The sequence below is a fragment of the Streptomyces achromogenes genome, from assembly GCF_030816715.1.
In the GTDB taxonomy this organism is placed as follows: domain Bacteria; phylum Actinomycetota; class Actinomycetes; order Streptomycetales; family Streptomycetaceae; genus Streptomyces; species Streptomyces achromogenes_A.
In genome coordinates this window covers 5,252,497-5,267,334 of the sequence record NZ_JAUSYH010000001.1, presented here as the reverse complement: position 1 = coordinate 5,267,334, position 14,838 = coordinate 5,252,497, and the positions used below count along the sequence as shown (strand labels likewise).

The 14,838-nt window shown below is 67.7% G+C and carries 21 protein-coding genes; 1 reads left to right on the top strand and 20 read right to left on the bottom strand.

Annotation, left to right across the window (positions count from 1 at the left end; translation table 11 throughout):
- Positions 1 to 58 precede the first annotated feature (58 nt).
- The 3 genes from glmM to rplM all read right to left on the bottom strand — a co-directional run bounded on the left by glmM (position 59) and on the right by rplM (position 2,700).
- Positions 59 to 1,417 carry a phosphoglucosamine mutase gene (gene glmM / locus QF032_RS23840; protein ID WP_306949756.1) on the bottom strand — a complete coding sequence of 453 codons (1,359 nt, stop codon included), beginning with the start codon at positions 1,415 to 1,417 and terminating at the stop codon, positions 59 to 61.
- Positions 1,418 to 1,694: 277 nt separating this feature from the next.
- Entirely contained in the window at positions 1,695 to 2,216 is a 522-nt protein-coding gene (gene rpsI, locus QF032_RS23835) for a 30S ribosomal protein S9 (RefSeq protein WP_307057417.1), read from the bottom strand.
- 40 nt (positions 2,217 to 2,256) lie between these two features.
- Positions 2,257 to 2,700 carry a 50S ribosomal protein L13 gene (gene rplM, locus QF032_RS23830; protein ID WP_020132189.1) on the bottom strand — a complete coding sequence of 148 codons (444 nt, stop codon included), beginning with the start codon at positions 2,698 to 2,700 and terminating at the stop codon, positions 2,257 to 2,259.
- 401 nt (positions 2,701 to 3,101) lie between these two features.
- Between rplM and QF032_RS23825 the strand changes: the two genes are divergently transcribed.
- Positions 3,102 to 3,977 carry a hypothetical protein gene (locus tag QF032_RS23825; RefSeq protein ID WP_307057416.1) on the top strand — a complete coding sequence of 292 codons (876 nt, stop codon included), beginning with the start codon at positions 3,102 to 3,104 and terminating at the stop codon, positions 3,975 to 3,977.
- A gap of 37 nt (positions 3,978 to 4,014) precedes the next feature.
- On the opposite strand, the gene truA is transcribed toward QF032_RS23825, so the two are convergent.
- The 17 genes from truA to QF032_RS23740 form a co-directional block, all read right to left on the bottom strand.
- The gene (gene truA, locus QF032_RS23820) at positions 4,015 to 4,872 is read right to left on the bottom strand and encodes a tRNA pseudouridine(38-40) synthase TruA (RefSeq protein ID WP_307045306.1); all 858 of its coding nucleotides are present in this window, start codon (positions 4,870 to 4,872) and stop codon (positions 4,015 to 4,017) included.
- A 139-nt stretch (positions 4,873 to 5,011) separates the two neighbouring features.
- The gene (gene rplQ, locus QF032_RS23815) at positions 5,012 to 5,497 is read right to left on the bottom strand and encodes a 50S ribosomal protein L17 (RefSeq protein ID WP_107442405.1); all 486 of its coding nucleotides are present in this window, start codon (positions 5,495 to 5,497) and stop codon (positions 5,012 to 5,014) included.
- Positions 5,498 to 5,711: 214 nt separating this feature from the next.
- Positions 5,712 to 6,734, bottom strand: coding sequence for a DNA-directed RNA polymerase subunit alpha (locus tag QF032_RS23810; RefSeq protein WP_307045305.1), 1,023 nt, complete (start codon positions 6,732 to 6,734; stop codon positions 5,712 to 5,714).
- Between the two features lie 122 nt (positions 6,735 to 6,856).
- A complete protein-coding gene (rpsK, locus tag QF032_RS23805) occupies positions 6,857 to 7,261 on the bottom strand; it encodes a 30S ribosomal protein S11 (RefSeq protein ID WP_010354218.1) in 405 nt (134 codons plus the stop codon).
- 65 nt (positions 7,262 to 7,326) lie between these two features.
- Positions 7,327 to 7,707 carry a 30S ribosomal protein S13 gene (rpsM, locus tag QF032_RS23800; RefSeq protein ID WP_020132619.1) on the bottom strand — a complete coding sequence of 127 codons (381 nt, stop codon included), beginning with the start codon at positions 7,705 to 7,707 and terminating at the stop codon, positions 7,327 to 7,329.
- Positions 7,708 to 7,922: 215 nt separating this feature from the next.
- Positions 7,923 to 8,036 carry a 50S ribosomal protein L36 gene (gene rpmJ, locus QF032_RS23795; RefSeq protein ID WP_003998809.1) on the bottom strand — a complete coding sequence of 38 codons (114 nt, stop codon included), beginning with the start codon at positions 8,034 to 8,036 and terminating at the stop codon, positions 7,923 to 7,925.
- Positions 8,037 to 8,108: 72 nt separating this feature from the next.
- Positions 8,109 to 8,330, bottom strand: a complete 222-nt coding sequence (gene infA / locus QF032_RS23790; protein ID WP_003948620.1) for a translation initiation factor IF-1 — start codon at positions 8,328 to 8,330, stop codon at positions 8,109 to 8,111.
- Positions 8,331 to 8,519: 189 nt separating this feature from the next.
- The gene (map, locus tag QF032_RS23785) at positions 8,520 to 9,356 is read right to left on the bottom strand and encodes a type I methionyl aminopeptidase (RefSeq protein ID WP_307045304.1); all 837 of its coding nucleotides are present in this window, start codon (positions 9,354 to 9,356) and stop codon (positions 8,520 to 8,522) included.
- Between the two features lie 206 nt (positions 9,357 to 9,562).
- A complete protein-coding gene (locus QF032_RS23780) occupies positions 9,563 to 10,225 on the bottom strand; it encodes an adenylate kinase (protein ID WP_307057414.1) in 663 nt (220 codons plus the stop codon).
- Positions 10,225 to 11,538: a preprotein translocase subunit SecY gene (secY, locus tag QF032_RS23775; protein WP_307045302.1), complete on the bottom strand. Its 1,314-nt coding sequence runs from the start codon at positions 11,536 to 11,538 to the stop codon at positions 10,225 to 10,227. Before secY ends, QF032_RS23780 begins: the two co-directional genes overlap by 1 nt.
- Positions 11,539 to 11,797: 259 nt before the next feature.
- Positions 11,798 to 12,253 (bottom strand): 50S ribosomal protein L15, encoded by a 456-nt coding sequence (gene rplO / locus QF032_RS23770; RefSeq protein ID WP_057584672.1) that lies wholly within the window; start codon positions 12,251 to 12,253, stop codon positions 11,798 to 11,800.
- A 2-nt stretch (positions 12,254 to 12,255) separates the two neighbouring features.
- Positions 12,256 to 12,438 carry a 50S ribosomal protein L30 gene (rpmD, locus tag QF032_RS23765; protein WP_030788246.1) on the bottom strand — a complete coding sequence of 61 codons (183 nt, stop codon included), beginning with the start codon at positions 12,436 to 12,438 and terminating at the stop codon, positions 12,256 to 12,258.
- Complete coding sequence (rpsE, locus tag QF032_RS23760; RefSeq protein WP_013001409.1) at positions 12,438 to 13,046, bottom strand: 30S ribosomal protein S5; 609 nt, start codon at positions 13,044 to 13,046, stop codon at positions 12,438 to 12,440. The genes rpmD and rpsE overlap by 1 nt, the downstream gene beginning before the upstream one ends.
- Before the next feature lie 41 nt (positions 13,047 to 13,087).
- On the bottom strand, positions 13,088 to 13,471 hold the full coding sequence (gene rplR, locus QF032_RS23755) for a 50S ribosomal protein L18 (protein WP_057584673.1): 384 nt from the start codon (positions 13,469 to 13,471) through the stop codon (positions 13,088 to 13,090).
- 3 nt (positions 13,472 to 13,474) lie between these two features.
- Positions 13,475 to 14,014: a 50S ribosomal protein L6 gene (gene rplF / locus QF032_RS23750; protein ID WP_057584674.1), complete on the bottom strand. Its 540-nt coding sequence runs from the start codon at positions 14,012 to 14,014 to the stop codon at positions 13,475 to 13,477.
- A gap of 24 nt (positions 14,015 to 14,038) precedes the next feature.
- Positions 14,039 to 14,437: a 30S ribosomal protein S8 gene (rpsH, locus tag QF032_RS23745; protein WP_030788259.1), complete on the bottom strand. Its 399-nt coding sequence runs from the start codon at positions 14,435 to 14,437 to the stop codon at positions 14,039 to 14,041.
- A gap of 214 nt (positions 14,438 to 14,651) precedes the next feature.
- Positions 14,652 to 14,837 carry a type Z 30S ribosomal protein S14 gene (locus tag QF032_RS23740; RefSeq protein ID WP_030890724.1) on the bottom strand — a complete coding sequence of 62 codons (186 nt, stop codon included), beginning with the start codon at positions 14,835 to 14,837 and terminating at the stop codon, positions 14,652 to 14,654.
- Position 14,838 lies beyond the last annotated feature (1 nt).

The following is a 14,838-nucleotide window of genomic DNA, read 5'->3' as shown; positions in this document are numbered from 1 at the left end:
GCACCCCGCGACGCGCAGAACCCCAAACCCGATCCGCCCCGGCCCGGCCCGCCCCCGGCTAACCCAGCGCGGACTTCACGACATCCGCCAGCCGCCCGGCAACAGCACGAGCCTGATCGATGTCCGCCGCCTCGACCATCACCCGAACCAGCGGCTCGGTCCCGGAAGGCCGCAGCAACACCCGCCCGGTGGACCCGAGTTCCCGCTCCGCCTCGCCGACGGCAGTCGCCAGCTCGACCGAGTCCCCCACCCGGGACCTGTCGACGTCGGGCACATTGATCAGCACCTGCGGCAGCCGCTCCATCACGGAGGCCAGCTCACGCAACGACCGCCCGGTCTCCGCGACGCGAGCCGCCAGCATCAGCCCGGTCAGTGTGCCGTCGCCGGTCGTCGCATGGTCGAGGATGATCACGTGCCCGGACTGCTCGCCGCCGAGCGCGTACCCGTGCTCCTTCATCTCCTCGAGCACATAGCGGTCGCCGACCGCGGCCTGCACGAGGTGGATCCCCTCGCGCTCCATGGCCAGCTTGAACCCGAGGTTGGACATGACCGTCGCGACAACGGTGTCCGAGCGCAGCACGCCCCGCTCCCGCATGGACAGCGCCAGCACGGCGAGGATCTGGTCGCCGTCGATCTCCTCACCGGTGTGGTCCACGGCGAGGCAGCGGTCCGCGTCGCCGTCGTGCGCGATGCCGAGGGCGGCGCCGTGCTCGATGACCGCGGCCTTCAGCTTGTCGAGGTGGGTCGACCCGCAGCCGTCGTTGATGTTGAGCCCGTCCGGCTCCGCCCCGATGGTCACGATCTCCGCGCCGGCCCGGGCGAACGCCTCCGGCGACACCCACGCGGCAGCGCCGTGCGCCTCGTCGAGGACGATCCGCAGCCCGTCGAGACGGTTGGGCAGGACGGCGATGAGGTGGGCGACGTACCGGTCGAACCCCTCGTCGTACGAACGCACGCGACCGACGCCGCCGCCGGTCGGCCGGTCCCAGGGAGCGCCGGTGCGGTGCTCCTCGTACACGGTCTCGATGGCGTCCTCGAGCTCGTCGGCGAGCTTGTGACCGCCGCGGGCGAAGAACTTGACCCCGTTGTCGGGCATGGCGTTGTGGCTGGCCGAGAGCATCACGCCGAGGTCCGCGCCGAGCACGCCGGTGAGGTACGCGACCGCCGGCGTCGGCAGCACGCCGACCTTCAGCACGTCCACGCCCGCACTGGCCAGACCCGCCACCACGGCCGCTTCCAGGAACTCCCCGGACGCGCGCGGGTCCCGTCCGACGACGGCCACCGGTCGGTGACCCTCGAAGGTGCCCGCCTCGGCCAGCACGTGCGCCGCCGCGACGGACAGGCCGAGGGCCATCTCCGCCGTCAGATCCGCGTTGGCGACACCGCGCACGCCGTCCGTGCCGAAGAGTCGTCCCACTTGTCCTCCTGAGGAAGCGTCAGTTTCACAGGCCGTGCGGGCCGGGTCGCCGGTCGGTCGGCCTGCGGCCGCTCCCGCATCCCATCCCGCATCCAGGCATTTGATGCCCCGGACATCCCATCGCACAACCCTTTGAGCACCTTGTGCCGTTATACGCCCACGGCTGCGATAAAACGAACGCCCCGACGACACTGTGGCGTGCCGCCGGGGCGTTCGGAGTACGTACGGGCGAGGCGATGAGACCCGCTCCGGGATACGTACGAGCAGGCAGCGAAGCTTAGCGCTTGCTGTACTGCGGGGCCTTGCGGGCCTTCTTCAGACCGGCCTTCTTGCGCTCGACCGCGCGGTCGTCACGCGTGAGGAAGCCGGCCTTCTTGAGGGTGCCGCGGTTGTTGTCGACGTCGGCCTCGTTCAGCGCACGAGCGACACCGAGACGGAGCGCACCGGCCTGACCGGAGACACCGCCACCCGAGATACGGGCGATGACGTCGTAGCGGTTGTCGAGCTCGAGCACCTTGAAGGGCTCGTTGACTTCCTGCTGGTGCACCTTGTTCGGGAAGTAGTCCTCGAGCGTGCGCCCGTTGATCTTCCACTTGCCGGAGCCCGGAACGATCCGGACGCGGGCGATGGCGTTCTTGCGACGGCCCAGGCCGGCCGCCGGCTGGGCCTCGCCGAAGCGGGAGGCCAGGGACTCCGAGGTGTACTCACCCTCGACGGGGACCTCGGACTCGGTGGTGTAGCTCTCGATGTCGACGAGCTCGGTCTCTTCGAGCGGCTGCTCGGCAGTGGTCTCGGCCACGGTTCTCCTCAGTTCTTTTCAGCTAGGGGTGTGGCCGGAATTACTGCGCGACCTGGGTGATCTCGAACGGCACGGGCTGCTGCGCCGCGTGCGGGTGCACGTCACCCTTGTAGACCTTCAGCTTCGACAGCATCTGACGGCCCAGCGTGTTCTTGGGGAGCATGCCCTTGACGGCCTTCTCGACGGCCTTCTCGGGGTTGTTCGCGAGGAGGTCGTCGTAGCGCACGGAGCGCAGACCGCCCGGGTACCCGGAGTGGCGGTACGCCATCTTCTGGGTCCGCTTGTTGCCGGAGAGGTGCACCTTGTCGGCGTTGATGATGATGACGAAGTCACCGGTGTCGACGTGGGGCGCGTAGATCGGCTTGTGCTTGCCCCGGAGGAGGGACGCGGCAGTGGTGGCGAGACGGCCCAGGACGATGTCCTGAGCGTCGATGACATGCCACTGGCGCGTCACATCGCCGGGCTTGGGGCTGTACGTACGCACGGTTCGTAGCCTTCGCTTCTTCAGTGAATTGGTCCTGACAAGGTCACCGAAGACGATCACGACAGCCGAGACCGCACTGCGGTGACGCATACCGCGTGCCGGTCGCTGGTCATCGGCCCGGTGGACCGGTGTAAGGGCCCGTCCCGTGAGAAGAGCGCGCCAATACACAACGAAGATGCAGGATACCCGCGTCTCCATGGCGGGGTCAAAACGAGCCCGATCGGCGCGGGAAACGCCCCTCCGAAGTGGCCCGCGCCACATGTCCGGGGACGGCCTGGGAGAACGCCGTACCAAGCACCCGGAGATGTCGTGTTTGCCCGCCCCCCGCCCCCGAATCCACGGGTCTCCGCTACCCGTCGGCACGGAACAGCACACCCCGCACCCCGTCTAAGATGCGCCCCATGAGCTATGGGCAGGGGGGACCTCAGTCCCAGTGGGATCCGTGGAAACCGAACTCCCAGCAGCCGTGGGGCACCGGCGATGACGGCAGCACCCCGGACTGGGCCGCGCTCGCCGAGGCGTCCGAGACCCGCAACAAACGCCGCCGGCTGCTGTTCATAGGCGGCGGCGCGCTCGCCACACTCGGCATCGGCACCGCCGTGGCCATGGGCGTGGTGTCGGCGAACGGCGACGACAAGGCCAACCGGCCCACGTCCTCGCTGCCCGCGACCGCCGACCTGCCGAGCGCGTCCAGCACCCCGACCTTCGCGCCGACCAGCGCCCCGCCCCCGCTGGACCCGAAGGAGTTCGTCTCCAGCAAGGCCAAGGACACCGCCCCCAACGGGCCGGAGCTGCTCTTCCCCGGCCGGCAGCTGACCATGGGCACGGCCGTGTACAAGAAGGGCGCGAAGGCCGACAGCACCTCGTGCGCCACGGGCGCCGCGGGCACCCTGGGCAAGATCCTCGCCGCCAACGGCTGCACCCGCATCATGCGCGTCACCTACGCCAGGGACGGCATCGCGGTCACGGTCGGCGTGGCCGTCTTCGACACCGAGGCGCAGGCCCTCAAGGTCAAGAGCCAGTCCGACGGCAAGAGCATCGTCAAGGCCCTCGCCGGCGGGAGCGTCAAGGCCTTCTGCAACGGCGCGATCTGCCGCTCCACGACCAACTCCTACGGCCGGTACGCCTACTTCACGATCACCGGCTTCGCGAACGGCAAGGACGTCACCACCAAGGACACCGCCGTCTTCACCACCGGCGACGACCTGGCCGAGTTCGCGTTCCAGCAGCTCCGCCGCCGCGGCGAGGCCCAGGCGTCGGCGGCCGCCAACAGCTGACCGGCCGGCCCGGGCCCACCGGGCACGGGCGCCGGCGTCAGCAGCACCCGGCCCCGGGCAGCGTCCGCCGGTTGCGCGCCTCCTTGCTGCGCGCGGCGAGCAGCTCGTCCGCCGGGTAGCCGACCTCCTCCAGCGTCAGTCCGTGCGGCCGCACGACGTGCACGGCCGAGTCCCGCACGCCCGCCGCGAGCACCTTGGCGGGCCACTCCGGGCCGCGGTGCCCGTCCCCCACGAACAGCAGCGCCCCGATCAGCGAACGCACCATGTTGTGGCAGAAGGCGTCGGCCCGGACGGTCGCGGTGACGATCCCGTCGTCGCCCTTGGTCAGACTCAGCTCCTGGAGCGTGCGGATGGTGGTCGCACCCTCCCGCTTCTTGCAGTACGCGGCGAAGTCGTGCTCGCCGAGCAGCTGCCGGGCCGCCTCGTTCATGGCGTCCACGTCGAGCGGCCAGTCGTGCCACAGGACGTGCCCCCGCAGCAGCGGATCGACGCCCCCGGGGTTGTCGGTGACCCGGTAGGCGTACCGCCGCCAGATCGCCGAGAACCGCGCGTTGAACCCGCTCGGCGCCTCCCGCAGGGCCCACACCCGCACGTCCTTCGGCAACCGCCCGGCGAGCCGCTTCAGCAGCTTCTCGTGGTGCTCACGCCAGACCGCCTCCGGCAGATCGACATGCGCGACCTGGCCCCGCGCGTGCACCCCGGCGTCGGTGCGCCCGGCCACCGTCAGCTCGTACGTCGTCCCGCCCGAGCGGGTGACGGTCCGCAGCGCGTCCTCGATCTCCCCCTGCACGGTCCGCCGTCCCCCGGCCTGCTTGGCCCATCCGGAGAATTCGGCCCCGTCGTAGGACAGGTCCAGCCGCACCCGCACGAACCCGGGCTGTGCTTCGTCACTCACGTACAGATCCTCTCAGCAACACAAAAGCGGGCCCGCTCCTCGAAGGGAGCGGACCCGCGATCGCCCCAAGGGGCGCGTGGAACCGCGCGAGGGGCCACGGCGAACCCGCGGCCGCGGACGCACAGCCCCCGCAGAACGCTTACGCGTCCTTCGACTCCTCGGCGGGAGCCTCGTCGGCCTTGGTCTCCTCGACCTTGGCCTCCTCGGACTCCTTGACCGCACGCTTCGTGGCGGCCTCGGCCTCGCCCGTCGCCTGCTGCGCGACGGTCAGCGCCTCGACCAGCTCGATGACGGCCATGGGCGCGTTGTCGCCACGGCGGTTACCGATCTTGGTGATGCGGGTGTAGCCACCGGGACGGTTCTCGTAGCGCGGGCCGATCTCGGTGAAGAGCGTGTGCACGATGCTCTTGTCCGTGATGACCTGGAGCACCTGACGGCGGTTGTGAAGGTCGCCCTTCTTCGCCTTGGTGACCAGACGCTCGGCGTACGGACGCAGCTTGCGCGCCTTCGCCTCGGTGGTGGTGATGCGGCCGTGCTCGAACAGCGCCTTCGCGAGGTTCGCGAGGAGCAGCTTCTCGTGCGCGGCGCTGCCGCCCATACGGGCACCCTTGGTGGGCTTCGGCATGGTGTCTCTCCTAGGTGTCTGCCCCGGCCGTATCAGGTACCGGGGTCAGTATCCGAGCAGACGGTCGTCTGTCGAAGATCCGGACGCCTTGTCAGCGCGTCCGGAGGATCCGCGCCCCGTAGGGGCGCGGGGCGGTGTCGAACTGCGACTCCGTCGCGTGGGCGCGACCCTCCACGACGGACCCGCAGTCACGAACCGGCGGCCCGCGGAGCGCCTAGTACTGCTCGGTCTCCACGAACCCCGCGTCCGCGTCGTCGTCGGCGCCGAAGGCGTCGGCGGCGGCGGTCGGGTCGAATCCGGGCGGGCTGTCCTTGAGGGCCAGGCCCATGCCGGCCAGCTTCGCCTTGACCTCGTCGATCGACTTCGCACCGAAGTTGCGGATGTCGAGCAGGTCGGCCTCGGAACGTGCCACGAGCTCACCCACGGAGTGGATGCCCTCGCGCTTGAGGCAGTTGTACGACCGGACGGTGAGCTCGAGCTCCTCGATCGGCAGCGCGAGGTCGGCGGCGAGCGCGGCGTCCGTCGGGGACGGGCCCATGTCGATGCCCTCGGCGTCGATGTTCAGCTCGCGGGCGAGACCGAACAGCTCGACCAGCGTCTTGCCCGCGGAGGCCATGGCGTCACGGGGACGCATCGCCTGCTTGGTCTCGACGTCGACGATCAGCTTGTCGAAGTCGGTGCGCTGCTCGACACGCGTGGCCTCGACCTTGTACGTGACCTTGAGGACCGGCGAGTAGATCGAGTCGACCGGGATACGGCCGATCTCCTGACCGATCTGCTTGTTCTGAACAGCCGAAACGTAACCGCGGCCGCGCTCGACCGTCAGCTCCATCTCCAGCTTGCCCTTGCCGTTGAGCGTGGCGAGGACGAGGTCGGGGTTGTGCACCTCGACACCGGCCGGAGGCGCGATGTCGGCGGCGGTGACCAGACCCGGACCCTGCTTGCGCAGGTACATCACGACCGGCTCGTCGTGCTCCGAGGAGACGACCAGCTGCTTGATGTTGAGGATCAGGTCGGTGACGTCCTCCTTGACGCCCGGCACGGTGGTGAACTCGTGCAGGACGCCGTCGATGCGGATGGACGTGACCGCCGCACCCGGGATCGACGACAGGAGGGTCCGACGGAGGGAGTTGCCGAGGGTGTAGCCGAAGCCCGGCTCCAGCGGCTCGATCACGAACCGGGAGCGGAACTCGTCGACGACCTCTTCGGTCAAAGAGGGACGCTGAGCGATCAGCATGGATGAATCCTTCAGTCAGGGGCGCCCGCTATTTGACGCCCGACTCGGTACTGCAAGGGTACGGGCGGCACGCCTTGAACAGGACGTGCCGCCCGAAACCCGAAACCTGAGACGACCGTGCGTCAGACGCGGCGGCGCTTCGGCGGACGGCAGCCGTTGTGCGGGGTCGGGGTGACGTCCTGGATGGAGCCGACCTCGAGGCCCGTGGCCTGCAGGGAGCGGATGGCGGTCTCACGACCGGCGCCCGGGCCCTTGACGAAGACGTCGACCTTGCGCATGCCGTGCTCCTGCGCGCGACGGGCAGCCGACTCGGCGGCCATCTGCGCGGCGAACGGCGTGGACTTGCGGGAGCCCTTGAAGCCGACGTGGCCGGCGGAGGCCCACGAGATCACGTTTCCGGCCGGGTCCGTGATGGACACGATCGTGTTGTTGAACGTGCTCTTGATGTGCGCCTGGCCGTGCGCGACGTTCTTCTTTTCCTTGCGGCGCACCTTCTTGGCAGCGCCCTGACGTCCCTTGGGGGGCATCTATTAACTCCTACGGGAGGTGGTCGGTCCTACAGCGAAGACCGCTGATGAGCGTCCGCTGAGGACTACTTCTTGCCCGGCTTCTTCTTGCCGGCGATGGCGCGACGCGGGCCCTTGCGGGTACGAGCGTTCGTGCTGGTGCGCTGACCGCGGACCGGCAGACCACGACGGTGACGGAGACCCTGGTAGCAACCGATCTCGACCTTGCGGCGGATGTCGGCCTGGATCTCGCGACGGAGGTCACCCTCGGTCTTGATGTTGGCGTCCACGTACTCGCGGATCGCGACGAGCTGCTCCTCGGAGAGGTCGCGAACGCGGGTGTTCGGGTCGACGCCGGTCGCTGCCAGCGTCTCCTGGGAAAGGGTCCGGCCGATGCCGAACACGTAGGTGAGGGCGACCTCCACACGCTTTTCGCGCGGGATGTCAACACCGGAAACGCGTGCCATTCAATGGCTCCAGTTTGATCTTCGGAGGTCTGCCACAGGACCGACTCCCAGCCGCCGTCCTCTTCACTGCGGAAGATTTGGTACGGACTGGGTCCCCGGCCTCCGAACCGGGGGTGTCAGGCGGTGCGACCGCCCGGGCCCTGCGTATGAACATATTCAGCTCGCGTCGCGCGAAGTCTCTGCGATGTGGTGCAGAGGGTGTGATCTCTGAGCGATCAGCCCTGGCGCTGCTTGTGGCGCGGGTTCTCGCAAATGACCATGACCCGACCGTGACGGCGGATCACCCTGCACTTGTCGCAGATCTTCTTGACGCTCGGCTTGACCTTCATGGGATGTGAGGTTCTCCGGGTCAGTTGCCGGCAACCCCGCACGCGGGAGAGCGCACGGAGCCGGGGCAAGATCTACTTGTAGCGGTAGACGATCCGGCCACGCGTCAGGTCGTACGGAGACAACTCCACCACGACCCGGTCGTCAGGGAGGATACGGATGTAGTGCATACGCATCTTGCCGCTGATGTGCGCCAGGACCTGGTGGCCGTTCTGGAGCTCGACCTTGAACATGGCGTTCGGAAGAGACTCGACGACAGTGCCCTCGATCTCGATGGCACCTTGCTTCTTGGCCACGCTTCGCCCTTCGAATCGACTACCTTGATCGACTCCCCCACCCATTCCCCGAAGGGTGCATGCGGACATGCGGGTGCACGGGAGTCGACGAGTCAGTCTACGTCAGGGCCGACGGAAACACGAATCGTGAAGTCTGCCCCGCCGGGGAGATCCTTAAGCGGCACTGCCTGCCCACCCTGTCCAGCCGCTCTAGGCCAGCGGATCGGGCGCGGCCTCCACACCGTGCTCCGCGAGCTTCGCCCTGCCGCAGTCGGGAGCGGTCAGCACCAGCGGCCCCGCCTCCGTCAGCGCGACCGAGTGCTCCCAGTGGGAGGACCACGTGCCGTCCGTCGTGATGACCGTCCAGTCGTCCTCGAGGACCTCGGTGCGCGGGGTGCCGAGGGACACCATCGGCTCGATGGCGAGGCAGAAGCCCGGCACCAGCTTCGGCCCCTTGCCCCGCCGGCGGTCCACGTAGTTCAGCAGATGCGGGTCCATGTGCATCTCGGTGCCGATGCCGTGGCCGCCGTAGTCCTCGACGATGCCGTAGCGGCCGCCGCCCGGCTTGGGCTGGCGGCGGATGTAGGTCTCGATCGCGCGCGAGACGTCCACCAGGCGGTTGCCCGGCTTCATCGCGGCGATCCCGGCCCACATGGACTCCTCGGTGACCCGGGACAGCTCGACCAGCTCCGGGGCGTGGCCGCCGCCCACGAACGCCGTGTACGCCGCGTCACCGTGCCAGCCGTCCACGATCGCGCCGCAGTCGATGGAGATGATGTCGCCGTCCTTGAGGACGACCTCGTCGGAGGGGATGCCGTGGACGACCACGTCGTTCACCGAGGTGCAGATCGTCGCCGGGAAGCCGCCGTACCCCAGGAAGTTCGACTTCGCGCCGTTCTCCGCCAGCACCTTGCGGGCGACGTCGTCGAGGTCCTTCGTGGTCGCCCCGGGCACCGCCGCTTCCCGCGTCGCCGCGTGGATGGCGGCGACGACAAGCCCCGCCGCCCGCATCTTGGCGATCTGCTCGGGGGTCTTGATCTGCACCATGACGGTCTGCGCCTCCTGGGCCACTGGTATCGCGACGCTCCACAATACGCGTACGCACGCATGTACGCCGACGCGGCCGAGGCGTCACCCCTTCCCGGACCGGGCCCCGGAACGCGGGACGCCCGGCGGGGAGACCCCGCCGGGCGTTCTGCGCAGAATGCTCGCCGCACCGCACACCGGTCGTCGACCGCGGGGTGCGAAGGCTGCTACTCGCCGTCCTCGTCGCGCCGGAGTGCGTCCATGGCACGCGCCGTGACCTCGTCGACCTTGCCGAGCGCGGAGATGGTGACGACCAGCCCCTGCGCCTTGTAGTAGTCGATGATCGGCTCGGTCTGCGTGTGGTAGACCTCCAGCCGGGTCCGGACGGTCTCCTCGGTGTCGTCGTCCCGCTGGTACAGCCCGCCGCCGCAGACGTCGCAGACGCCCTCCGCCTTCGGCGGGCTGTAGGTGGCGTGGAAGACGTGGCTGGAGTCCTTGCGGCAGATCCGCCGGCCGGCGATCCGCTTGACGACCTCTTCCTCGGGGACCTCGAGGTCCAGCACCGCGTCCAGCTTCATGCTCTCGGTCTGCAGCACCTCGTCGAGCGCCTCGGCCTGGGACACGTTGCGCGGGAAGCCGTCCAGCAGGAAGCCGCCCTCGGCGTCCGGCTGCTCCATGCGGTCCTTGGCCATCGCGATGGTGACCTCGTCCGGCACCAGGTTGCCCGCGTCCATGTAGGACTTCGCGAGCTTGCCGAGCTCCGTCTGCTGGCTGATGTTGGCCCGGAACAGGTCGCCCGTGGAGATGTGCGGGATCGACAGGTTCCTGGCCAGGAACGCGGCCTGCGTTCCCTTACCGGCACCCGGCGGCCCGACGAGCACGATTCGCATCAGCGGAGGAACCCTTCGTAATTGCGCTGCTGGAGCTGACTCTCGATCTGCTTCACCGTCTCGAGACCCACACCCACGATGATCAGGATGCTGGTCCCGCCGAACGGGAAGTTCTGGTTCGCGTTGAAACCGACCAACGCCATCGTCGGCACGAGAGCGATCAGACCCAGGTACAGCGAACCCGGCCAGGTGATCCGGTTGAGCACGTACGACAGGTACTCAGCGGTCGGCCGACCAGCCCGGATGCCCGGGATGAAGCCACCATACTTCTTCATGTTGTCGGCTACTTCCTCGGGGTTGAAGGAGATAGCCACGTAGAAGAACGCGAAGAAAACGATCAGCAGGAAGTAGGTGACGATGTAGATCGGGTGGTCGCCCTTGGTCAGGTTGGTCTCGATCCACGTCTTCCAGCTGGAGGTTCCGCTGGAGAACTGGGCGACGAGAGCCGGGATGTACAGCAGCGACGAGGCGAAGATGACCGGGATCACACCGGCCTGGTTCACCTTGAGCGGGATGTACGTCGAGGTGCCGCCGTAGGACCGGCGGCCGATCATGCGCTTCGCGTACTGCACGGGGATCCGGCGCTGGGCCTGCTCGACGAAGACCACCAGGCCGACCATGACCAGGCCGACCAGGACGACGGTGCCGAACTCGATCCAGCCTCCCGCCAGCGTGCCCTGCTTCTTGATGGCCCACAGCGCGGAGGGGAACGTCGCGGCGATCGAGATGAACATCAGGATCGACATGCCGTTGCCGATGCCGCGGTCGGTGATGAGCTCGCCGAGCCACATGACCATGGCCGTACCGGCGGTCATGCAGACGACCATCACGATCGTGGTGAAGATCGCGCGGTCCGGGACGATGCTCGAGGCGACCGAGCAGCCGGAGAACAGGGCGCCGCTGCGGGCGGTGGCCACCAGGCCGGTGCCCTGCAGGATGGCGAGGGCCACCGTGAGGTACCGCGTGTACTGCGTGATCTTCGCGGTGCCGGCCTGGCCCTCCTTCTTGAGGGCTTCCAGGCGTGGGATGACCACGGTCAGCAGCTGGAGGATGATGCTCGCCGTGATGTACGGCATGATCCCCAGCGCGAAAATGGTGATCTGCAGCAGCGCGCCGCCGCTGAACATGTTCACCAGACCGAAGATTCCCTGCTGGCCGGAAGCTTCGTCCACACAGCGCTGAACGGACGTGTAGTCGACGCCGGGGATCGGGATGTGCGTGCCGACCCGGTAGACGACGATGATCCCGAGCGTGAAGAGCAGCTTCTTGCGCAGGTCGGGCGTCCTGAACGCCCGGGCGAACGCGGTGAGCACGGTGCCTCCTGCGACCCCCGCGCATCTGCGTCAAGGGTGACGGTCTTGAGGGTCCAATAAGAACAACGACTTACGACAACGACATGAGTAACGGTCGACTGCCGCTCAAGGTGCCCTCTTGGGGGAACCTTGTGAAAAGTGGGCAGTGCTGGTCACCATACCCGCGACACACCCGCCCTAGGAACGACCAACCGGGGATACCCCATTTGTGGGGTATCCCCGGTCGGGATCGATCAAGTCATCGAGACGCCTGAGGTGATCAGATGAGCTCGGTGACGGTACCGCCGGCGGCGGTGATCTTCTCCTTGGCGGAGCCGGAGACGGCGTCGACCGTCACCTGCAGTGCCACGGAGATCTCGCCCTGGCCCAGGACCTTGACGAGGCTGTTCTTGCGAACGGCGCCCTTGGCGACGAGACCCTCGACGGTGACCTCGCCACCCTCCGGGTACAGCGCGGCCAGCTTGTCGAGGTTCACGACCTGGAACTCGGTCTTGAACGGGTTCTTGAAGCCCTTCAGCTTCGGAAGACGCATGTGGAGGGGCATCTGCCCGCCCTCGAAGCGCTCCGGAACCTGGTAGCGGGCCTTCGTGCCCTTGGTACCACGACCGGCCGTCTTACCCTTCGACGCCTCACCACGACCGACACGGGTCTTCGCGGTCTTGGCGCCCGGGGCGGGACGGAGGTTGTGGATCTTGAGCGGGTTGTTCTCCGCCATGATCAGTCGACCTCCTCGACCGTCACGAGGTGGCGGACGGTGTGCACCATGCCGCGGAACTCGGGGCGGTCCTCCTTGACGACCACGTCGTTCAGGCGCTTGAGCCCGAGCGAACGCAGGGTGTCACGGTGGTTCTGCTTGCTGCCGATGTACGACTTCGTCTGCGTGATCTTGAGCTGAGCCATTACGCAGCACCAGCCCCGGCACGCGCACGAAGCAGAGCCGCGGGAGCGACGTCCTCGAGGGGCAGACCACGGCGAGCCGCGATCTCCTCGGGACGCTGCAGGCCCTTCAGGGCCTCCACGGTCGCGTGCACGATGTTGATCGCGTTCGACGAGCCGAGCGACTTCGACAGGATGTCGTGCACGCCGGCGCACTCGAGCACGGCACGCACCGGGCCACCGGCGATGACGCCGGTACCGGGGGAAGCCGGCTTGAGCAGGACGACGCCCGCAGCCTTCTCGCCCGTGATCGGGTGCGGGATGGTGCCCTGGATACGCGGGACCTTGAAGAAGTGCTTCTTGGCCTCCTCAACACCCTTGGCGATGGCGGCCGGCACCTCCTTGGCCTTGCCGTATCCGACACCCACGGTGCCGTCACCGTCGCCCACCACGACCAGCGCGGTGAAGCTGAAGCGACGACCACCCTTCACAACCTTGGCGACACGGTTGATCGCGACGACGCGCTCAACGTACGCGGTCTTCTCGGCGGCAGCAGCGCCGCCGTCACGGCCCTTCCGGTCCCGCCGCTCGCCGCCACCGGCACCGCCACCGCGGCGCTGGGGTCCAGCCATTGGAATTACCTCTCTCTGTTTCCGCTAGCTACGGAACCGACTCAGAACTTGAGTCCGGCTTCGCGGGCGGCGTCCGCCAGGGCGGCGATGCGCCCGGCGTACTGGTTACCACCACGGTCGAACACGACAGCCTCGACACCGGCGGCCTTGGCGCGCTCGGCGACCAGGGCGCCGACCTGCTTGGCCTGCGAGGACTTGTCGGCCTCACCACCGCGGATCGTGGTGTCCAGGGTCGACGCCGACGCCAGGGTGTGACCCTTGATGTCGTCGATGACCTGAGCCACGATGTGGCGGTTGGAGCGCGTTACGACCAGGCGCGGACGCTCCGCCGTACCCGAGATGTGCTTACGGATCCGGATGTGGCGACGCTTGATCGCGGCACGCTTGTAAGCGTCGCCCTTGAGGATCTTCTGTCCGTATGCCATGGCTTACTTACCCGCCTTTCCGACCTTGCGGCGGATGACTTCGCCCTCGTACTTGACGCCCTTGGCCTTGTACGGGTCGGGCTTGCGCAGCTTGCGGATGTTGGCCGCAACCTCGCCGACCTTCTGCTTGTCGATGCCCTCGACCTGGAAGCGGGTCGGGGTCTCCACCTTGAAGGTGATTCCCTCGGGCGCCTCGACGGTGATCGGGTGGCTGTAACCGAGCGCGAACTCGAGGTTCGAGCCCTTCGCGGTCACGCGGTAACCGACACCACTGATCTCGAGCTTCTTCACGTAACCCTCGGTCACGCCGGTGATCATGTTCGCCACCAGCGTGCGGGACAGGCCGTGCAGGGCCTTGCTCTGACGCTCGTCGTTGGGGCGAGTGACGTTCAGGACGCCGTCCTCAGCCTTGGCGATCTCGATCGGCGAAACGACGGTGTGGGTCAGCGAGCCCTTGGGGCCCTTGACCGAAACCGTCTGGCCGTCGATGGTGACGTCCACGCCGGCGGGAACCGTGATGGGGAGCTTGCCAATGCGCGACATAGCTGTTTCCTCCGTTCCCTTCCGCTACCAGACGTAGGCGAGAACTTCTCCGCCTACGCCCTTCTTGCCGGCCTGCTTGTCGGTGAGGAGACCGTGCGACGTGGAGATGATCGCCACGCCGAGGCCACCGAGCACCTTGGGCAGGGAGGTGGACTTCGCGTAAACCCGGAGACCGGGCTTGGAGATCCGCTTGATGCCCGCGATGGAGCGCTCACGGTTCGGGCCGAACTTCAGCTCGAGGGTGAGGTTCTTGCCGACCTCGGCGTCCTCGACCTTCCAGCCCGTGATGAAGCCCTCCTGCTGGAGGATCTCCGCGATGTGAGACTTGATCTTCGATGCCGGCATCGTCACGGAGTCGTGGTACGCCGAGTTCGCGTTCCGCAGACGCGTCAGCATGTCTGCGATCGGATCAGTCATGGTCATGAATTGGCCTGTGGCCTCTCTCGCCGGGGTTTCCTGGTGCGCCATCCCTCTCCCCGATCCGAGACGGGACGGGTGCGGCGCGGTGGACCTACGGCGTAGTAAGTCGTACGGGCGACCGTCAGGGCGCCCAACCCTCCCAGCCTAAGCCATGGAGGGGTGGGCACCTGACACGCCCATTGCTTACCGAGAGCCTCTGGAAACCCTAAAAGGGGTTTTACCAGGAGCTCTTGGTCACGCCCGGCAGCTCGCCACGGTGAGCCATCTCACGAAGGCACACACGGCAGAGGCCGAACTTGCGGTACACGGAGTGGGGACGGCCGCAACGCTGGCAGCGGTTGTACGCGCGCACAGCGAACTTGGGCTTGCGAGCAGCCTTCGCGATCAGAGCCTTCTTCGCCATC